Below are 21,647 nucleotides of genomic sequence, written 5' to 3' on the forward strand. Positions count from 1 at the left end.
GGCTTATGATTAATTTGATAAAGGGACAGCGCGTAGAAATAGAAGCTGGACTTACCCGCCTGAGGGTGGAGATGGGGTGGAAGGTAAATCCTAACGCCAAACCTCCATACGACTTGGATGCCTCAACTTTTTTGTTGGGAAGCAATGGACAGATAGAAAATGAGTATGATTTTGTTTTCTATGGATCAGGCAACCAGACACCGGTGTTGGACAACAGTGGAAAACAGCTTTATGACGAAGAAGGCAACCCTGTGATGCGTCCGATCTCTGTAGACAAAAGCGTTCTTGGTTCGGTAGACGACCTTGGCGATGATGACGACAATACTGGTGAGGGAAATGAAGAAATTGATGTTGATTTGACCAAGACATCTTCTCGCGTCAATGAAATTCTTTTCACGGCAAGCATCTATTGGAGCCCGTCCGACGCAAATAACCCTAAACTCGCTCCACGAATGCACTATAATTTCGGTCAAGTGCGTGACGCCTACATACAGATAAAGAATGCAGTAAATGGCGAGGTAATATGCCGATACGACCTTGATGAGGATTTCTCTACTGACAAGGGCGTTGAGTTCGGCCGTTTGTATCGCCGCGGCTCGGAGTGGAAATTTCAGGCTGTAGGCGAAGCACATAAAGATGGGTTGGAGCCTATTTGCCGCAAGTATGCATCTAAATTTATGTAGTGATGGCAATAAATATATACTACACCTAAAGATTAGAGTCTATGATTAGCTTAGAAAAATATGGTGACACAACTTATGTTGATTGGTCAAAGTCTACGCCCAATTCACTGTCAAACGGAATTGTCATTGAGCTGAGATGGACGTTTATCGAGATGCGAGAAAGGAGAAACTTCTTTCGAACTAAATATGATAAACTTGCCCATTTCATGAAAAGCATCTTTATAGGTGACGAAGATTTAGATTTAGGCATCTACTATGAGATGAAGGACGGCACGAAAAGTTTGATTGACCCTGTACAATTCAACAAACGTGGTGGAGCCCAGAATATGCAGACGAAGCAAGGGTGTTTTACCCAATTCCCGTATGTTTGGCATCAGGGCGACGATCGTGGAGCTACAGAAACGTCAAGCGAGAGAATCTATGTGAATCCGAAAGGACTAAAGGATATAAAGAAATTGTATGTGTATGCGTTTATATGGCGGGGTGTTCCGCATTGGTACAAAACAGACGCAAAACTGGAGATTAAGGTGGGCGGCCAATCATGTGTGTTGGTAAACCTTGATCAAACAGAGCAAAAAGAACGTTTCTGTGTGGCTGCTGAAATTAGTACCAACGGAAATATGTTAGAAGTAAAGAAATTATCAACGTTTCATAAGAACCATTCAGCATGCGACAGTGCGTATGGGTGGAATTTCAAGTGGACATCTGGTACAAAATAAATACGCTTATGGCTATAAGACTTGAAAAAGGACAACGCATCAATCTTGAAAAAGAGAGCGGAACAAAGTTGACAAACTTCTGTGTAGGTTGCAACTGGGGGGCTATCATCGAGAAGAAATTCTTCGGCCTTTCAACTCACGTAGTGGACGTAGACTTGGATCTTAGTTGTATGATGTTTGATGCTGCAGGAAATGTGGTAGATCATATATGGTCACCATTGTACAACTTTAGAGGCAAACTACCACAGGGAAAATTGGACTCCAATGACCACGCTTTGCATCACACAGGCGACGACCTCACTGGTGACCAAAATGGTGATGATGGTCTTGACAATGAGATTATAACGGTTGACTTGAATCGTGTGAACCCGAATGTAAACTCTATCGTATTCTTCCTCAATATATATAACAACAGTGAGTATAGTGGAGATTTCTCGGGAATACCGTATGCTTCAATTCGCATGTTTGAGGGAACACCTAATCGCCCGCCCAAGCAAGTTTTTGCACAATACAACGTGGCAACGAAAACGGAATGTGCAGGCAAACGAGCTTTGGTTATGGGCAAACTTTACAGGCACAATGGCGATTGGAAATTTGCCGCTATCGGTGATGCTTTTGAAGATCGAATGATCACTTTAACCATAGCCCGTGTGGCAAGAGATTATTCAAAATGAATAAGAACCTAAACATGTGCTAAATATAAACAGATAGGTGGACAATGGGATATTATCATGAAATAGTAGAATACCTTGGTACACGTGACGCCCGATTTACAGTTTATGGCACAGTGCTCGGTATATTTGTACTTTATCTAATACGAGTTGTATATCGTGCATTTGTCATTTGGAAGAAACTCTTAATTGAAGGAAGTCAACGTTCATTCAACCATTTCTTGATATGGATGCTTTATCATTATCGTCAGTGTCCGCGTTGGCTACGTTTTCTGTCGGTTAGGGTGGCAAGGGTTTTGGCATTGTTCAATATCAATTTGCTTAAGACTGCCAGGAGCGCCAGAAGCAAACAACGTTATGTGGCGAGCAAGAAGAAGCCCATAAGTCAATCAAAAGCCCATAAGAGATAAAGGCAGATAATATTACCAACAGAAAAATCATAAATCAATGAGAAGACTTCCAGTATATCTACTCCTCGACACCAGTGGCTCCATGTATGGTGAGCCTATCGAGGCAGTGAAAAATGGCGTGCAGACGCTTATCTCCACTCTGCGTAGCGATCCGTATGCGCTCGAAACAGCATACATCAGTATTATAACATTCAACAGCTCGGCCCAGCAAATAACTCCGCTTACTGACCTGGCAACTTTCCAGCAGCCTAACATCGACGCAAGCGGGTGCACGGCATTAGGCGGTGCCTTGGAACTCCTGTCACAGAAAATAGACACAGAGATAGTCAGGACAACGGCTGAGGTAAAAGGCGACTGGCGCCCATTGGTGTTTGTCATGACAGATGGCGAACCTACCGACTCCATGACAAAGGGCTTGGAAGAGTTCAAGAAACGTAAGTGCGGAATGGTTGTAGCCTGTGCTGCAGGACAAGGTGCCAACACCAACACGTTGAAGCAAATCACCGAGAATGTGGTTCAGCTCGACACTGCTGACAGTGCCACTATCAAGGCTTTCTTCAAGTGGGTGTCAGCTTCGATAAGCACGAGCAGCAAGTCTGTGGAAGAAACTGCTGCTGAGGCCACTACCATGAGCGAACTTCCGCCTCCACCACCAGAGGTGAATATCGTGGTATAAAGATATAGCCATTGGCAAAATTCTTGGTTGACGGGTTAACAAGTTGACGGGTTAACAAGTAGGTATGCCATTCACTACTTATTATGTTAAAGTCAAAATGCTAAGAAGCTCAAAAAAACTTGGCAAAACTATCTGTTAACCCGTTACCCCGATAACCCGTTAACTTGTTATAATAACATACAATAATGAGCAGAAGATTACCTGTATACATACTGATTGATACATCGGGCTCCATGAAGGGCGAACCAATTGAGTCTGTCAAAGTAGGCCTTTCTGATATGATAGCCTCCTTGCGCCTTGACCCCTATGCTTTGGAAACGGCATGTATCAGCATCATTACATACGACAAGGACGTGAAGCAGATATTGCCTCTGACGGAACTTGAAAATCTGCAACTACCAGACATAGCGTGTCCCGACTCAGGCCCCACGCATACCGGTGCAGCTCTAAACATGTTGTGCGACTGCTATGACCATGAGGTGAATATGGGTTCCAAAGAGCAAAAGGGTGATTGGATGCCGTTGCTGTTTGTGCTTACAGATGGCAAGCCGTCGGACTTGATGGTATATGATGAGGCTATCAAAAATGTAAAGCGCCATCAATTCACCAATATAGTAGCCTGTGCTGCAGGGCCAAAGGCAAAAACAGATCCATTGAAGAAACTCACAGACAATGTGTTCACACTCGACACAATGGATAGCAGCACGTTCAAGAAATTCTTCCAGTGGGTGACAATCAATGTGCAACAAGGAGGACGGACTATGGGAGTGACAGATAGTGTGGAACTTCCACCAGCTCCAGCAGAGGTTAACGTCGTAATATAAGAGTAAGTATGAATTGCAAGATTGTAGGTTATGAGTATAAGACCCTTGAGGTGGTACTTTCACCTGGGGAGTCGTTTTATGCGGAGCGTGGCAGCATTGTGTATGTAGACGAAGCTCTGCAACGTGAAGCTGAATGGAACGGTAGCGGTGCGGGTAGCGGACTCGGCAACCTTATTGGCGGTGTGTTGCGCTCAGCCTTGTCGGGAGAGTCGGTGCTGATAATACATTTCTATAACCCTACCAACACCGACAGGAAAATGGTGCTGTCGGGCAGTATGTGTTCACTCGTTCCGATACGTTTGCAAGGCGAGAATATGATTTGCCGCCGTGGACACTATGTGGCATCTACAAACAAGGTAAAGCTTAATCTCAACCTCAATCTGCAAGGCTTGTTGGGTGGGGTAGGCTTGTTCCAAAAAGTAGAAGGCAATGCCACCGTGTTCCTTGACTCGCTCGGTACACCCATAGAAAAGATATTGGCAAAAGGCGAGACCATAGAAGTGGACGAAAACCATATCGTGGCATTGCAAGGCTTTCAGACATCACAAATACAGGCTGGTTGGTCGTTTGGCAATGTGCTGAGAGGTGAAGGGCTGAGCCTGATGAAGATAACGGGGCCAGGGAAAGCTTATCTGAGTCCTATCCCAATGATAATTCCTAAACAATAACAATTAAAAACATGAGACGATTACCTATATACTTCCTCGTAGACGTGTCAGAGTCGATGGTGGGAGAACCCATTCAACAAGTAGAGAACGGTATGCGGCAGATTGTGCAAGAACTGCGCACCGACCCTTACGCCCTTGAAACAGCTTTTATTTCTGTAATAGCGTTTGCGGGCAAAGCCAAGAGCTTGTCGCCTTTGACAGAACTCTACAAGTTCTATCCACCAACATTCCCTATTGGCGGCGGTACTTCACTTGGTTGCGCTCTTGACTTCTTGATGGACGACATTGACCATAATGTGGTGAAGACTACGGAAGAACGTAAAGGCGACTGGAAACCCATCATATTCCTTTTTACTGATGGCACGCCGACCGACAACCCTTCAGCAGCCTTTGCACGATGGAACAACAAATACCGCCGCAAGGCCAACCTCGTGGCTATTTCCATCGGCAATAATGTTAACACCCAGTTGTTGGGGCAGATTTCGGACAATGTGCTCAGGCTGAACGACACGGACGAGATGTCTTTCAAGGCTTTCTTCAAATGGGTTACCGCTTCCATTCAGGCAACAAGTGTTTCGGTCACTGATATGGGTGACGATAGTGTGGCATTGGCACCTACCACCGGCATCAATCTTGAGAAAGTAGATACGTCAAGACCTTGCGTTGTGGACGAGAACTATACTGTGCTCTTAGGCAAGTGCTCCAACACCAAGAAGACCTATCTTGTAAAATATGCCAAACATATCTCTCCCATTGAAGGGCTGGAAACCCTGGATATTAAAGGCACGGATTTCAAACTCGTGGGGGCTTATCCTGTGGATGACGAGACCTATAACAGCTTGAGCGATGGCAAATCGAACAGCCATATCAATACGATGTCGCTTCGTGGTATGCCGACATGTCCTTGCTGCGGTGCACAACTTGGCGTAGTAATTTGCGAATGTGGAAATATCATGTGCTCTGATGGCAATACTACTGCTTGCCCGTGGTGTGGCTTGGAAGGCTCACTCGGCGAAATAGCAGAAGGAGGTATGGATATAACAAGAGGTAGAGGGTAGGCTTTATTTGTTTACGCAAGAACTTACCCCCACTGTCCACCGAAGCTTATTTATTAACTTAAAGATATGTTAGACGACGTAGTACTAAAAGTAATAAGAGAAATTTTACATTGGCTAAACACGAATTATCACATAATGCTATATAAACGGCGAGGAAAAATCAATGGCTCCTTTGTAGATTATGCAATGGCTTTGGCCTATGAGAATGAATACGTTGCTCATTGTCGAAGAAGCAAAAGTGGACAAGGAGAAGTTATTTTGGAAACTATTGACGGCAATGTGTATGTAAGGTCTAATTATAAAGGAACTTACACCATAGCGTTATTAGATGCTTACCATGCTGAGCATTATCAAGAGCCAATAGTTAAGGCTACTTATGAAGAGCTAAGCCAAAATGATAAAGAAGTAACCTATTATGTTGTTGACAAGGGCGCCCAAGGGCTGTATCTAAATATTGAAACAGAAATAAAAGCTGACCCTAAAGAAAAGGATGCCCAATACTACATAACAGGGTATATCGAAAGTGTTTTGGTAGAAAAACAAAAAAAGCTGGCATCTACATTTAGAAAGTATAAGGAGGTTATTCCCTGTTCAACGTATGATTCGTTAAATAAAAAGTAGGAGTGAACCATATTATGACATTAGACAAAGCTTTACAAATTCTCATAGGTAATCGAGATGACGACAAGGCGGAGAAAATCCTTCATTTCTTGTCAGACAAATTATGGGAACTATATAATACAGACGTTATGGACAAAGTGAAAATGGCTGACGGTGGGTTGAAATGGAACCTCAACATGCCTAATGCCAAAGAAAATATAGAATACAACCAAACCGTAGTAATGCCACAAGTAAACTCTGACATACTTAATAATGTGGAACTGGAACTTGTGGACGTTAAGGGACTGGACGAGGATAACCACGGACTAAAACTGACGGTTGCGCCAGATGGCAAAAGTTTTACCATAACCGGCACGCCTTCTTTGGAAAGCTTCCGCAAAGATGGTGCCGTGGCAGAATCTACTTTTGAATTGACATTGGTATATAAGTTCTGTGGCGGAATAGAGATGCCTGAAAACATGCCTACACTGGAACGTAAAATACCATTTGTCATCAATCAAGACCCGCGCAAACTATGGCGCAACTTGCCTGTGGATTGGGAGAATATGCCCGAACCAAAATACAAGAACGACGACACGCAGGTGGAGTATGTAAAGGTTGAGGCCTTGGCTGACGGCACGCCACAAAAGGACATTGTGGCTGCAAGCAAACGCGGCCGCAGCCATGCGCAGGAGGGAAAACCGCGTGACGACTATTTCCGCATGGAGCACATGGACAACGGGTGGTACATCATGGCTGTTGCCGATGGAGCGGGCTCTGCTAAATATTCGCGTCAAGGTTCAAAGATTGCTTGTGATGAGGCGGTAAGTTATTGTATGTCGAAACTCGGACAGAGCAAGGCTTTTGAAGACGCTATCGAAATTTATAGCCATCTGCATGATATAACGGAAGAAGATGCCCGTAAAACTGTGGGCAATCACATCTATAATATTGTAGGGAAAGCTGCTTTTGATGCTCACAAGGCCATACAGACAGAAGCGTCTCTGACAAAACAGCCCATAAAGTATTATGCCACGACTCTGCTGCTTGCCATTTGCAAGAAGTTCAGTTTCGGTTGGTTTGTGGCTTCGTTCTGGGTGGGCGATGGTGCAATCTGTCTTTACGACAGAAAAGCTCACACTGCCAAAATACTTGGTGTGCCCGACGAGGGTGAGTATGCAGGGCAGACACGTTTCCTTACCATGTCTGAAATATTTGAGGACACTACGGCTCTGTATCAGCGTCTGCGTTTCAATATAGTCGATGATTTCACAGCTTTGTTCTTGATGAGTGATGGCGTGAGCGACCCGAAGTTTGAAACAGATGCCAATCTTAACAATCCCGACAAATGGGACGCGCTATGGGACGACCTGAAAGAGAATGGCGTTGAACTGACTGACGACAACGAAGCTTCGAAAGACCAATTACTGGACTGGCTCGATTTTTGGTCGCCCGGCAATCATGATGACCGCACAATAGCCATTCTTTATGAGGGAGAAGATAATAATCTTGTCGAGAAGAATGCAGCAGAGAACCAAACTTCGGAAAAAGAACTTGAGGAACAACAAAACGAATAGGTTATGGCAAACAAGGTAACATTAAAAGCACAAGATGGCAGCACCGTTGAGTTTTACGATGAGATAAAGGCTCAAGGTGGTGTCAAGGACGTGTATTTCTCTACGGACAAGACGTATGTTGTGGCCTTCTACCGCAAGCCTGTCAATGCCAATGACAAGGCTCGAATCAACGACATTGTCAACGTTCATAGAAATCGTATTTTTACCAATGATGCCGCAGGGCAGTATTGGAGTCAGTTCTTTGCATGGCCAACCAAAATTGTTGAGTGGAAAGGGCTGACGGGCATCGTGATACCTTTCTACGACAAGAAGTTTTTCTTCAGCGGTGTGGCCGACTCTTGGCCATTCATCAAGAACGGACAGGAGAAAAACGGCAAATGGTTCTCGTCGGCCAAGCTTATCAACCGTTTTGTCCCCACTGACCAAAAAGGTACTTTTTTGAACCGTCTGCACATGTGCCTGAAGATAGCCCGTGCCATGCGACGGCTTCATGCTGCAGGTCTCGCTCACTCCGACCTTTCATATAACAATGTGTTGGTTGACCCATTGAGTGGCAATGCCTGTATCATCGATTGCGACGGTCTTGTTGTGCCACACAAGTTTCCGCCCGAGGTTGTGGGCACCCCCGGTTTCATAGCTCCAGAGGTGCTTGCTACGAAAGCTCTCAAGGTTGACGATCCGAAAAAGAACCTTCCTAAAATAGAAACCGACCGTCATGCGCTTGCCGTCCTTATCTACACATTTCTGCTCAACCGCGATCCGTTAGATGGAGGCAAGGTGTGGAACGTAGATGATCCGCAAAAGGACGATGACATGCGCTATGGTTCAAAGGCTTTGTTCATAGAGCACCCAACAGACAAAACCAATCGTGTAAAGGCAGACCAATTGCTAAAGTCGCAGCTTCCGCAAGGTGACCCTGCAAAAATGCCTTATACAATATGCGGACCAAACCTGAAAGATCTGTTCGACAAGGCTTTCATTGATGGTTTGCATAATCCTGCAGCCCGTCCCTCTGCTTTGCAATGGGAGGAGGCTTTAGTCAAGACTTGTGACTTGGTGCAACCATGCCAAAACCCGAAGTGTGAGGCACACTGGTATGTGTTCGACAACACTACCAAACCGCGCTGCCCGTTTTGTGGAACAGAGTATAAAGGGCAACTGCCAATTCTCAATTTCTACTATGCCCCTTCGCACGGAAAGTATATATCTGAGAATTACCGCCTTATGGTATACGACAAGCAGACCCTGTACAAATGGCATGCCAACAACCTCGTGCCTTGCAACGAGAAGACAAGCGCAGATGACAAGAAACCTGTTGGCGACTTTCATTTCTACAATGGCCAATGGATCCTCATCAACCGCCGCTTGCCGGATATGTATGATGTCACAGACAAAAAGCCCATAGGCATCGGCCAGTACGTGCCGCTCACCGAGGGCAGACAAATACTCCTTGACAAAGGGCAGGGAGGAAGATTAATTGTTGTTCAACTTGTAAAAAACTGAGTACAACTCGATCCGTAACCAGCAAACTATTTTTGTGTTGCAAGTTAGTTGTTTGTTGGTACGGTTTGTGCTATCTTTGTATAAGTAATATGGTGTAAATTAAGATGAGAATTTCCAATCACATGCCCACGAGATAAAAAAGGGACCGCAGCAAAACATAAATCAAGCCCGCTTCAGTTTCCTATATTGGCAAATGTTGCCAATATCCCGTATATTTGTGGGAAAACAGGCTCTAACGCCTAATTAAATTAAAAGCTTATGAAAACTGTAGCAGGGCTTGATGTGCACAAAGATAGTGTATATCTCTGTATTTTGCGAGAAAACGGGGAGAAAATAGAACGCGTATACGGCGTTTTGACTCCACAACTCGATTCCATGCGCGATTTTATGGCAGAAAACGAAGTCAGCGAAGTCGCAATGGAAAGCACAAGTGTGTATTGGATTCCCATCTGGCGCGTACTTGTTGATTCATTTGAACTCAAGTTGGTTAATCCTTACTTTATTAAGCAACTTCCTGGGCGTAAAAGTGATGTCAAGGATGCTCAATGGATTGCGGAATGCGTCATGAAGGAACTAATTCGTGGAAGCTTTATTCCACCTCCTTTAATCCAACAACTCCGCTTGTACGACAGACGAATATTCGAGTTGAATGCGGAATTAGTAAGAAAGTATTCCAAGATTGATGCGATATTGCAGCGCTGTAATATTCGTTTGAGTAACTATGTGTCCAATACAGATTGCAAGAGTTACAAAAATGTTGTCAAGCGTATATCTGAAGGTGTAACTTCACCGCAAGAACTACTTATGCTCGTACACAAACGCATTATAAACAAGCATGGCGAGGATACGATACTGGCAGCACTTACAGGTGTCGTTTCCGAAGCTGAAATAGACATGCTTGCACAATATGTTGCAGAATCAGCCTTATTGGAGGATAACAAGAACAAATGCATTGAAAAAATGCGGGAAATCTGCAACAGGGAGTTTGAGGAACAGATGAAGAACCTTCAGACAATCCCAGGTGTAAGCGAGCGTTCCGCCCTGACAGTCCTTGCCGAGATAGGTCCAGACGTAAATGCGTTCCCGAGTGCCAAACATCTCGTCTCTTGGTGCGGTTTCAACCCAAGAAATGACGAAAGTAACAAGAAAATCAAATCGAACAAGATTACTCACGGGAACAGATTCATCAGAATTGCCAGTGTTCAATGCGCATGGGCTGCATCAAGAACGAAAGATTGTTACTTCTCTAAGTTTTACGCATTTCACACACAAGTGAGGAAGAAATTCAAGTTGAAAGTAGTGGTAGCTGTGGCCAGAAAAATACTTGTGTGCATTTGGCACATTCTGAAATTCAATGTTTCATACAAGGACTTTGAACCCCAAAAGTCTGTTGCTAAAGATTGTACTCAGCTTGCTTAGTGCAAGCTGTAACAATAAGTTTCCATTGCAAGGCTATTAAGTTTCTGGTAGTTCGACTCCGTCCTTGTAAATTAGCCAAAGCCTTGGATACTTGTGGATGCCCACGTATAGCTTCGAGCTAGAAGAGAAAAATACCTTTTTACATACGTGTCGTCTCTTCAATTTTGGAGAGACTGGATATTTGCGCTGTATAGAAAACGAATATTGGGATTTCGTGTGTTACTTAGGATACTCATAATCCTTTTTTAGAGAAAACTTTAGAAAACTAATATAGTTGTCATATAATTTATGAATCTACTAAGCACTTTCGCAAAATTATCGGCCAATCTCCCCTGTATCTTTATTAAGAGTCGTTTTGCTGATGTAAACACAGGAGTTCCTTGGAATAAAGAACGCGAAGAATTGATAGGTCGTGCGCGTTGGCTTTGTCAGGAGGTAATTGTTCCTCCCAAAGAGCTGATGAGTAAAATGCCAAAGGAACTCGGGTCCTTTTATGGCGGGCAGTGGGCTATCTATTCATGTTGCTATACAGCCGTAGCGTTGGCCAATCTATGTCGCATATACCCTGACATTAAGGACGAAATGCTGCCCAAAATAGAGGCAATCATCGGGTTAATCGACACACCTGTCATTCGCTACTACGACACCATGATGTGGAAAGAAGATGCAATGAAAGGCTTAGATGGCCCCAACGACCACATGACATATCTCAGCTTGTTGGCTTGGACCATTACGCACTACAAGTTTGCAGGGGGCGATTCTCGGTTTGACAATTTGCTCGAAGCGTGTTGTCAATCGCTTCATCGCAATATGCTTCTTAGTCCCGACCTGAACCTGCGCTCTTTTCCCGACACGCCGATATTCTTGCCCGATATGCTCTACACCATCGTGGCGCTTCATAACTACGAACAGCTTTATGGCAGTGGAAAGTATCAAGACGCCCTTAGCCGCTGGTTAGAGAAAGTACAAACAGTATGGCTTGACAAAAAAACGGGACTACTCGCATCTATGCTAACAAAAAAGCTGCGCAAACCAACGAGCAAAGTGCGTGGTTCGTACACAGCACTGAACTGCTCGCTACTGGCATTTTGTGTTGAAGATGCCTTTGCCCATGACCAATACAAACTGTTCAAGAAACTTTTTATAAAGAAAACTCCTGTCTTTGGCATTCGTGAATTTCTCGATAAATCCCCCATGTTCTCTTTCGATGTTGATGCGGGGCCTATCGTGTTTGGGCTTAGTCCGTCGGGCACCACCTTTGCCTTGGGAGCAGCCACTTGGTTGGGCGATTGGGAAATGCGTAGCAGACTATTGCAAACAGCCTCTACTGCTGGCGATACAATCGTAGATAAGGCACAAAACACATGCCATTATCGTTTAGGCGAGGTGGCCCTTTGCGGCGAAGCCGTGGCCTTGGGCATGCGTACCATGGTTAATCCACAGACATTAAAGCAGTAACGCTCAACGTTTCAGATTCTACAATACTGGGGGGCCATACAGAATAACGACACGTCTTAATCTCATACAACAATGAAAGAATTTATACTAACCCTTTTCCTGCTATTCAACTTTGCAGTCGTATGTCATGCCCAAACGGACGATTCTGCAGCCACACTTTCGCCCAAAGAACTCAAGCAATTTACAAAGAAAGCTAACAAGGGAGACGTAGAGAGCATGGTAAAGCTATGGCAATATTATGCAAACGAGGAACACGAAGACACCCTGCTCCTTGTGAAATATCTTGAGTTGGCTGCAGATGCGGGAGATGCAGAGGCACAGACATCGATGGGAGCAAGCATCATACAAGGCTTGTACGGACTGCCCATAGATGTTGATAAGGCACTCTACTATACCCGCAAGGCTGCCAATCAAGGATACGATGGTGCCATCTACAACCTTGGATTATTCTATCTTAACGGCATGGGCGTAGAAAAAGATACAGACAAGGCTCGCAGCTATTTCGAGCAGGCGGCCATGCAAGGCGTTGCTGCAGCTCAGTTTTATTATGGTGCATGCCTTTCTACAGATAGCGCCACTATCGATCAAGCCTACTTTTGGATACAGAAAGCAGCAGACCAAGGATATATTCCGGCCTTTGCCGTTGTGGCAGAGCATGCGTTAACTGAACATGCAGACTATGCCAAAGCACTGAAATATGCTCAAATGGCTGCAGATGAAGGCGACGTACGAGGTATGGAATGGTTGGGTTGGATGTACTATCAGGGCTGCGGAGTAGACAAGGACTTGGACCAAGTACGTTACTGGGCACAGCAAGCTGCTGACAGAGAGAGTGATGTGGGCTACACCCTCTTGGGACAACTTTACTATGATGAAGAAAGCTACATCTTTGCCAAAATCTATCTGGAAAAGGGCGCAATTCTTGGCAATAATCAGGCACGCTTATTGTTGGCCGATATGTATCATGAGGGAAAAGGTGTAGAGAAAGATACAGAGAAAGCCCGTGCCCTTCTGCAAGATGCTATTGCTGATGGTAGTGATGACGCAAAACTTGCACTTAGCATGTATAACTTATTGGACAATCATAACGATCTCGACGCCGTTGCCCACGACGAGCAAACTGCCGAAGGCAATGATCCTGCAGCCTTATTTATTCTTTCTAATAGATACGAAGTCGGAAAAGGTGTGGAGAAAGACCTAAATAAATCTTTTTCGCTCTGTAAGAGGGCAGCAGATATGGGATATGCTCCAGCACAGTATACGGTAGCAATGTATTATGGAAGAGGCCAAGGAACGGCTAAAGATGATAAGGAGGCTTTCAACTATCTGCTCAAATCGGCTAAGCAAGACTTCGATATGGCTTACGGAGCGCTTGCAAATTGCTATTATTGGGGAAAAGGTACGGCAGTTAACTATCCCGAAGCCCGCTATTGGGGTGAAAAGGGTGTTGAGAAAGACGATTCCACAGCCTGCTACATCATGGGTTGTTACTACTATAAAGGCAATGCCAATTCGCCTGACTATGTCAAAGCGCTGAATTATTTTCAAAAAAGCGCGGAGTTAGGCAGTCCCGATGGATTGTATGGTTGTTCCCTCTGTCATAAATTCGGAGGCCCTTCCATACGCGATTACAACTTAGCATTCAAAGAATTAAGACAAGCTGTAGATTTATATAAAAAGGACGGAACAGATAACGAGAATATCCCCTTAGCCCAATACAATTTAGCCATTTGCTATCAAAATGGCGTAGGTACTGCCAAAGACTATAAGAAAGCGTTCTATTGGTTCAGCCAAGCTGCAAAGAATCAAAATAATGATGCCCCCGAAGCAAGGAAGGCCATCGGCTTTGCTCAGTACAATGTGGCTTATTATTATTACCAAGGCATGGGCACGGCTGTCAACGTGACAAAAGCTAAGTATTGGTTGCGAAAGTCTGCTGCCAATGGTTGTCAAAAGGCCAAAGAGTGGTTAAGAGAAATGAAATAATGCACACTGCCTGCGATATGAAGCAGATTATTGCAGTTTGGCGAAATACAAAATAACATAGAACGTCTATCCGCAATGCCCATAAACAGGTGTTGCGGATAATTTTTTGAAAAAGCAAGCCTCCATTAGTGCTTGCGTTTGGTGTTTGAGTCCGTTCGCATGTTTACGTTTTACCGGACTGTAATAAAAAGAATTCAGATTTCACCACTCGTGCAGCCCACCAATAATTTATATTGTAAATTGTCTGCACTCTGCACTTTTTGTATGCACTGCGCTGATTATCAGTGCGTTACGGAGTGTAGACAACCTTGCTTTCTGTCTGCACGCTGTCTACACTTATCTACACTCGTCTACACTTGTCTACACTCGTCTGCACGCCCCTCATTACACAAGTCAGCACCTAACTGCTCGATGGTCATGCCACCTGCACAATTCGGCATAGGGGGAGCGATTTTTTGATTAGAGCGACCGATAAAACTACCTCCCTTTATTGTTCTAACCGCTTTCTCACGGGCATTGCGTCATGCTGCCGTGGCGGAAGTGCAGAGGAATAATTAGTGTGCAGACAAGTGTAGACAGTGTAGATAAAAAACGAAGTCGTCTACACTCCGTAACACGCTGATAATCAACGTAGTGCAGACAAATAGTGTAGAGTGCAGACAAATTGTGCACTTAAAAGAATAAGTAGGTATTCAAAATTATTGCAGTCCGGTAAAACGTAAACATGCGAACGGACTCAAGCATCAAACGCTAGCTCTAAACGCTAGCTCTAATGGGGGCGACGCGTCTCGCGTCGGAGAATTTTTCAGCAGCCTCGTCGGGATAGAGAAAGGGGAGAGAAATACGAACTCTGCTAAATAATAGCTGCATCTTTTCGCGCGTCCCGAGGCTGCTGAAAAATTCTCCGACGCGAGACGCGTCGCCCCCATTAGAGCTAGCGTTTAGAGTTAGCGTTTAGAGTTAGCGTTTAGAGTTAGCGCTTGGTAGTAGCTTTTGTTTAGAGTTAGCTTTTTTTGCAGCACGTTTCAGTCAACTTGCAATTCCCCCCAAAACGATTTAGCAAAAAAGTCAATTGTGAACGCCTTGCCTGTAAGGGCAAAAGCATTCGATCGATATAAAATTATATTGCTTCTATATAACAAAGTTCAAATATCATCTTTGTTATTATATCAACTTGTTTGCCATTTTGGCAAAGGGAACTGTCTGGTAAAACCATTCTGATATTATCGCTCACGGATCACACTGATCGCACGGATTTTTTTGCTCGCGCAACGTGCTTTAGCACCACGGAGATGACGGATTTGACGGATTTTGTGAGCATTGCATGCTCACTTCGCCATTAGCCCGTAACGTACCCGTATACGTTAGCACAAATTATGTAGTAAGGTACCTATCCGCAGCAACGAGCCAATAGCGAAGTGAGCATGCAATGCTCACAAAATCCGTAAAATCCGTCATCTCCGTGGTGCTAAAGCACGTTGCATGAGCGAAAGAATCCGTGCAATCGGTGCGATCTGTGTGCTATAATATCAGAATGGTTCCACCGGACAGCAATAATAGTAATAAAGCACCTTCGCATTTCTGCGAAGGTGCTTTATCGTGGTACGCTCGGCATGAGCTTTGTCTAACGGGTGCAAGTCCTGAGCAAGCCCTAATAGGTAGGGTGTTCAAAATCGGCTCAAAAATGAGACTGGTTTTGTTGCAAAAAACGCAAGCTCTAATGGGGGCGACGCGTCTCGCGTCGGGATAGAGAAAGGAGGGATGATACGAACTCTACTAAATAATAGCTGTATCTTTTCCGACGCGAGACGCGTCGCCCCCATTAGAGCTTGCGTTTGGTGCTTGAGTCCGTTCGCATGTTTACTTTTCACCGAATAGCAACAACAACGAATAGTATTCCAAAAACGGTCTCATTTTTGATGCCAATTTTGAACACCCTACCTAATAGGGGATTTTTTCTTCACCTATTTTCATCTCACCTTAATCTTCACCGTTTTCTCCATTCTATCTTCCGTGGTCGCCTTTACAATATATAGCCCCGTAGCCACTTGTTTATGCCATGTTGTGGCATTGATGCCAGAGGCCGAAGTAAGGAGTTTGCCATCGATGGAGTAGATGCTCACAGAGGTAAGTTTGCTGCCCAGAGAGGTTACCATGATAGTGCCACTCTGAGGCGAGAAGCAGCGTATTGGGTTATCGTTGCCACGGCTCGCGGTGTTGTAGATGGCGGTAGTGATATAATATCTGCCATGCTCGTTGGCAGCAATCTCTATGGCATGGTCGGCTGGGGTATAGGTGCCTGTTTTGGCGTCGAGAATATAGAGTGGGGTGTCGAGATATTTATTTGCCTCCAACTCCACAGCCACCATCTTATTTTCCTTTGCAATCACGCCAAAAGGCAATATTCCGATATTGGGCAAGGCATTGAGCGCTGCAGCCTGAGTGCCAGCTATGGTGTAAACCTGCGGAATATCCTCCAGTTCGGTGTTGTTGAGCAGCTCTATATCCTCATCGTTGCAGAAGTCTTCGTTGGCATCATCTTTCACTATGACCTTGGCAGTAGCCATTTCTTTGCCACCCTCAATAACGTGGATGTTCATCTTTGCCTTCGTCTCAGCAATTCTTCCTCCACCCGCCTTCCAGCGGTCAGTGGTCATGAGTAGGGTAAAAGTTGCATAGCTTATGCTTTCGTTTGCCTTAGCCTTTACGAAGAAAGCTTGCATAGGCTCAATCAGCAAATCTTCTTTACGATTGTATGTACCTTCTTTAATGAGATACGCTTTAAGCACACCATCTTGAATAGTCCATACTTTTCGTTCAAACTTTGGGTTACCATTGAGAAAGCTATACATACTCAGCGTTGCTGTATACGGATTACCAACCATATAATAGCAGTTCTTGCTATGTGTGTTTGTGGTTAGTTGCTGCTTTATAGTTCCTAATTCATTCGCCGCAGTAACAGAAGCCACATTAAACTTATATATGTCCGTTTTATTCACTGGAACTACCTTGATTAATGTGCTGCCGTCCGAATTGAACGGATTGTTATCAACAGTAGTATAGAAATATTCTTTATCCTCCTTTGGTAAACGGAAAAGCCACGTTGGTGTTACATCTTTATAATCGTCACCAGCCTTAATGGCAAATCCTCTGCCATCGGCATACTTCTCGTCCAGCTTGTTGAACACATGGCTCCAATATAGCGACTCGATATTCATTGCGCCATCTGTTATAGTATCAATGCGATTATAACCATTAAAATAGTCATCTGCATTGTAGCTCGTTATACCATTGATTACCTGTTCGCCGTTGCTGTCCCAATTGCGCTGGTATACTGGTGCTTCCACACGGCTGTTATTTGTAAGAGCATACTCCATGCGTGTGAAAGCTTCCTTGTTTTCTCTACCACGCGACCCATACGTGGGATTGTTTTTAACCGGCACAAAGAAGTCGCCTGCATACGTATCCTTCAAAGGTGATGAAATGATATTCCATTTATTTTGAGTCATCTCCTTTTCTACGTAAGCCTTATTATACACAAGGTAAGCTTGATTGAGTAATTCAGCTTGTGGCTTGAAGTATATTTCATCACAAATGTTGCCTTTGAAAGTCTCACAAGTAAACCAACCTTCGCCTGTGTCTGAATGGTCGATAGTGTTATAGTTCCATGTTGTTAGCATATCGTAAGCAATAGCCGCTGTAGCCTCCTCGCCCTTATAGTTAGTAAGTTTAAGGGCGATGTTGTTTCCTTCGCGGTATACGATATTGCCGAGTGCGGGATACACCTTGCCCGTTTGGTCAGGTATAGTAACCTTCGAGAATTTCATTGGTGTATATGCCTGATTACTGTTTAGCTTGTCGTAAATTCCTGTACCATAATCAGTATAGTCAGTTTTATACAATTCAGCCGCAGTAGACCGTTTCCAGTTTAGGTCGTTGTTCCAGTTTGCATTAAGTTTGTTGGCAAGTGTAGAATTCCACGTCAGATATTCTGGCACCACCTTGAATGTGATGAAGACTTCTCCTGGACACGACATTGTAGACCCCTCGACATCTTGTTCGTACGAGAAGTTCAGCTCATACCAATAGCCTTCGTGTAGAATATCCAAAGCATTGTCGTTGTCGAAGAGTAAACTTATATAGCCTTTACCTCCTGTCAGCGAAGTTCCCTCAAGAGTTGTTTCCTTTAGTTTTCCTACAATCTGCTTTGTAGTAGAACCAAGGTTGAATGTTGGATCGTTTGAATTGGCAACAAACACATTTGAGCCATTCTGAAACTTAATCTTGGCAGCATCTTCAAGGTTTGCTACAGGCAATCTCAGTTCCTTTCCTGCTGCCAACATGGCCTTTATTTGTGGCAAGCCTATACGCACGCTGCGGTCGTCTGTAGGGTAAGCAACACTTGCATCACCCATAGTAAGTTTCGGACCATCTTTGACGATACGCAGAGTAAAGTACATGGGGTCGGGGCAGATTTCGTATTTTACTGTACCCTCTGTAAATGTTGTTGTTACAGGGATTGCAGCCACCTTGTATACCCCAGTCTTTTCTGAGTTATATTGGTAGTCGTCAAGATTGTTGCTTGCCGAAAGCAGTAATTGCCCGTTGTCCACATACTTTTTCAATAGTGCATAGCCAGTAGGATTAATGCTTTTGTATTCCGCAGCCAGACCTTTCACTTCGGTAAACTCGGCTCTGATGCGATATTTAGCCAGCGTTTCTTGTAACTCGGGGATGGAGGCAAAATTGTTCTCCTTGTCGGGCTCGCTGAAGAACCAGTCTAATTTAACCTTATGCAATGTAATTGTACCACCATTCACTACGTCGGTAGTCACCAACTTTCCGCTAATGTTAACGTTAGGCTTATTAGATCCATCGCACGACACACGTACCGTTGATACGGTATTTCCGGTAGCGTCCGAAACAGTAAACTTTTGCTGTACAAACTCAAAGTCCTCACTATACGAAGAGCAAGCATCAGTAGGTTTACCCCATTCACCAGGCTTGTCAGGATCGTCTTCGTTAGGGATAGCTACCGAAATGTAATATTTAGTACCAAAAGCCAAGTTGAAATGGCGATAGGCAAGCAACAGCAGTATATTCCCGTCCACGTCCTTTGTAAACATTGGCGAATCGGTGCTGCCTCCTGCTGCATAGCTTGGCAGCATCTTGCTTGCGTTGTATTCAGCAGGCACTTCTGCCACACCATATTCATCAGCTTTTCCGTCGCCATCATAGTCGATACCTGCAACAGGATTGCCCTCCAAGTCGCATATACGGTAAAACAACTTTGAAGCCACTCCCACACCTACAACAGCCTGTATGTTCTCGTAGTGAGAGGCTATCATGAGCTTAACGTCGTCGGTATTGCCCGAACCTTTGAGCTGACTTGGACACACTGCTTTGTTCTGTATCACGTCTATCTTGGCATGCTGTATATATAGTCGCAAGTCGTCAATAGCATAGTCGGCACCATTGGTGTTGTCGCACATATTGTCCACCACAATACGGAAGTCGGAATAGTTTTCCACTCCTGCCTTCTTTCGTATCACCAGTCGGCTATACACCTGGAACCACTTGCCCTGTTGTATGCCGCCTGCAGTATTGTTGGCAAGGTCGCCCGAGCTAAACGACGACAGCAATCGTTGATAGGTCACCTTGCCCTGCTCGTCCTTTATGATGCCATATAGTTTGAACATCAACTGAGGTTGTGTCTTTCCAGACGTAAAGTCTGCCACTGCTCCTGCAAAGATAAGACGTGCTCCCGAACACAAGTCGGCCTTGAAGTCGATAGTTGCAATCTGTCGGCTCTCATCTGAAGCATCTACATACAAGAAGTATCCATACTGCTTGCCGCCCGTAAGCTCATAGGTGCGGTCGTAAAGTACTTCAGAAGCCCACCATTGGTACATCTTTTTTCCACCAGCACTCTCTTGGTTCGCGTCCGACACACCCGGCACGTTCGCACTCTTGTACAATCCATACTCGCCGTGTATAACACCATAACCATCAGGCCAACTTAGGTCGCGCAGTTGTGGATAAGCGTAACAATACGCACGTTTGTCCCATTGTGAAGACAGCGTAGAGATGTTGTTAGCTGCTGTAGGTGCGTCCAATGTCAGCGTATTATTGTCATCGTCAAACGATATAGGCTTTGTAGCTTGCTGATAGTGGGTGTTGAGGTAGTCATAAGTGCGGTCGTTATCGCCATCAGCTAAAATCTGCTCACGCGTCTTTGGATAAGTATTATTATACAATATCTCGTAATTGGCTATCGGAGCCATGTCGTTGCCATTCTTGGCATAGCACACAATATACACCACATCTCCAAAAGTAATGGTTGGTTCTGAAGTTTTCTTTCCGTCCAATGTCCACCACCCATTACTATTTGTCATAATGGTATTCATGCTTGTAGCCGACCATATCTGATAACCCTCATTAGCATCTCTTGCCAGAATGGTATATTTAGTCTTGGTCTTATCATAAGCACGCCATTGATAACGCGTAGCCTGCACCATTTTGGTCTTATCAAAGTCGGCACGTTTTATCAGATGTGCATCATCTGCTGCATATACGTGATGATTGGTTTCCTTAAGGGGATAAAAATAGTAGTTGCTTGGCAACATATTTACACGTATTGCCATTGAGGAATTCGCGTCTTTAGCACCAAATAATATTTGGCGGTTGTCCTCAATCGTCAAGTCGGAGTTAGCCGCACGCTTGTCTGTCGGAAACGCATTGACAATATTCTCTGCTATACTCTTTGCCGACCTTATGTGGAAGATATATCGTATTTGCAGTGTAGGCTCACGCTGGAAGTATCGTTCTTTGAAGAGGCCACCAGCCTCAAAGGGTTCAAAGTCGATATATTTACTCACATCACATGCTATTTCCTCTCCTTCCCAATTAGCGTTTGCCGCCTCGGTTGGTGCAGTATACTTTACACCCTGTCTTATTCTACTCGGTCCATACTTTTCACCACGTATAGACTTTTTCCAAGCAAACAGACCACGCACATGGTTAGCAGCATCGCTAACCTCTTCCAAATAGCTGTTATATCTGTCGTATTCTGAGAGCCTGCTGCTTTTCATGTCTGTCTTATAGTCATACCATCTGATGTAGCCCTTTGGCTCGTCTGAGCGACTCTGCCGTGCACCGTCCGTTGTATATCCTTCAAACGGCAATAGCAAGTCTACAGCCTTTCCCGGCTCTACATAATAGGTATATTCATACTCATGCACCTGCTGCATCATCTGTCCATAAGGATTGGCCAGAAGCGGTCTGCCAGTCACGCCCTCCCAATGTTTGAACACACTCTGTTGTGCATGAATGGTGGTGGTGGCACAGCATGCCAACACCATAAAGCATAAATAGATGTATTTGTATTTGTTCATA

General features: G+C 44.6%; 14 protein-coding genes. 13 read left to right on the forward strand and 1 reads right to left on the reverse strand.

What is annotated here, in order from left to right:
* Nucleotides 1–5: 5 nt before the first annotated feature.
* From BQ5453_RS08450 to BQ5453_RS08510, 13 genes are all read left to right on the forward strand, one after another.
* Entirely contained in the window at nucleotides 6–683 is a 678-nt protein-coding gene (locus tag BQ5453_RS08450) for a TerD family protein (RefSeq protein WP_071122854.1), read from the forward strand.
* Nucleotides 684–724: 41 nt separating this feature from the next.
* Nucleotides 725–1,402 (forward strand): hypothetical protein, encoded by a 678-nt coding sequence (locus BQ5453_RS08455; RefSeq protein ID WP_083361170.1) that lies wholly within the window; start codon nucleotides 725–727, stop codon nucleotides 1,400–1,402.
* Between the two features lie 8 nt (nucleotides 1,403–1,410).
* Complete coding sequence (locus tag BQ5453_RS08460; protein WP_071122855.1) at nucleotides 1,411–2,076, forward strand: TerD family protein; 666 nt, start codon at nucleotides 1,411–1,413, stop codon at nucleotides 2,074–2,076.
* Nucleotides 2,077–2,520: 444 nt separating this feature from the next.
* Nucleotides 2,521–3,159 carry a vWA domain-containing protein gene (locus tag BQ5453_RS08465; RefSeq protein WP_071122856.1) on the forward strand — a complete coding sequence of 213 codons (639 nt, stop codon included), beginning with the start codon at nucleotides 2,521–2,523 and terminating at the stop codon, nucleotides 3,157–3,159.
* Nucleotides 3,160–3,344: 185 nt separating this feature from the next.
* Nucleotides 3,345–3,983, forward strand: a complete 639-nt coding sequence (locus BQ5453_RS08470; protein ID WP_074027657.1) for a vWA domain-containing protein — start codon at nucleotides 3,345–3,347, stop codon at nucleotides 3,981–3,983.
* Between the two features lie 8 nt (nucleotides 3,984–3,991).
* The gene (locus BQ5453_RS08475; RefSeq protein WP_071122858.1) at nucleotides 3,992–4,651 is read left to right on the forward strand and encodes an AIM24 family protein; all 660 of its coding nucleotides are present in this window, start codon (nucleotides 3,992–3,994) and stop codon (nucleotides 4,649–4,651) included.
* Between the two features lie 11 nt (nucleotides 4,652–4,662).
* Nucleotides 4,663–5,709 (forward strand): TerY-C metal binding domain-containing protein, encoded by a 1,047-nt coding sequence (locus tag BQ5453_RS08480; protein ID WP_071122859.1) that lies wholly within the window; start codon nucleotides 4,663–4,665, stop codon nucleotides 5,707–5,709.
* A gap of 66 nt (nucleotides 5,710–5,775) precedes the next feature.
* On the forward strand, nucleotides 5,776–6,330 hold the full coding sequence (locus BQ5453_RS08485; RefSeq protein WP_143033342.1) for a hypothetical protein: 555 nt from the start codon (nucleotides 5,776–5,778) through the stop codon (nucleotides 6,328–6,330).
* 14 nt (nucleotides 6,331–6,344) lie between these two features.
* Complete coding sequence (locus tag BQ5453_RS08490; protein WP_071122861.1) at nucleotides 6,345–7,886, forward strand: PP2C family serine/threonine-protein phosphatase; 1,542 nt, start codon at nucleotides 6,345–6,347, stop codon at nucleotides 7,884–7,886.
* 3 nt (nucleotides 7,887–7,889) lie between these two features.
* Entirely contained in the window at nucleotides 7,890–9,389 is a 1,500-nt protein-coding gene (locus BQ5453_RS08495) for a helix-hairpin-helix domain-containing protein (protein ID WP_071122862.1), read from the forward strand.
* 258 nt (nucleotides 9,390–9,647) lie between these two features.
* A complete protein-coding gene (locus BQ5453_RS08500; protein WP_071122046.1) occupies nucleotides 9,648–10,808 on the forward strand; it encodes an IS110 family RNA-guided transposase in 1,161 nt (386 codons plus the stop codon).
* Between the two features lie 288 nt (nucleotides 10,809–11,096).
* Complete coding sequence (locus tag BQ5453_RS08505) at nucleotides 11,097–12,266, forward strand: hypothetical protein (protein ID WP_143033343.1); 1,170 nt, start codon at nucleotides 11,097–11,099, stop codon at nucleotides 12,264–12,266.
* Nucleotides 12,267–12,338: 72 nt separating this feature from the next.
* Nucleotides 12,339–14,252, forward strand: a complete 1,914-nt coding sequence (locus BQ5453_RS08510; protein WP_071122864.1) for a tetratricopeptide repeat protein — start codon at nucleotides 12,339–12,341, stop codon at nucleotides 14,250–14,252.
* Nucleotides 14,253–16,222: 1,970 nt separating this feature from the next.
* Here BQ5453_RS08510 and BQ5453_RS08515 read toward each other — a convergent pair.
* The gene (locus tag BQ5453_RS08515; protein ID WP_071122865.1) at nucleotides 16,223–21,646 is read right to left on the reverse strand and encodes a T9SS type A sorting domain-containing protein; all 5,424 of its coding nucleotides are present in this window, start codon (nucleotides 21,644–21,646) and stop codon (nucleotides 16,223–16,225) included.
* Nucleotide 21,647: the final 1 nt, after the last annotated feature.

Source organism: Prevotellamassilia timonensis (genome assembly GCF_900106785.1).
GTDB lineage: Bacteria > Bacteroidota > Bacteroidia > Bacteroidales > Bacteroidaceae > Alloprevotella > Alloprevotella timonensis.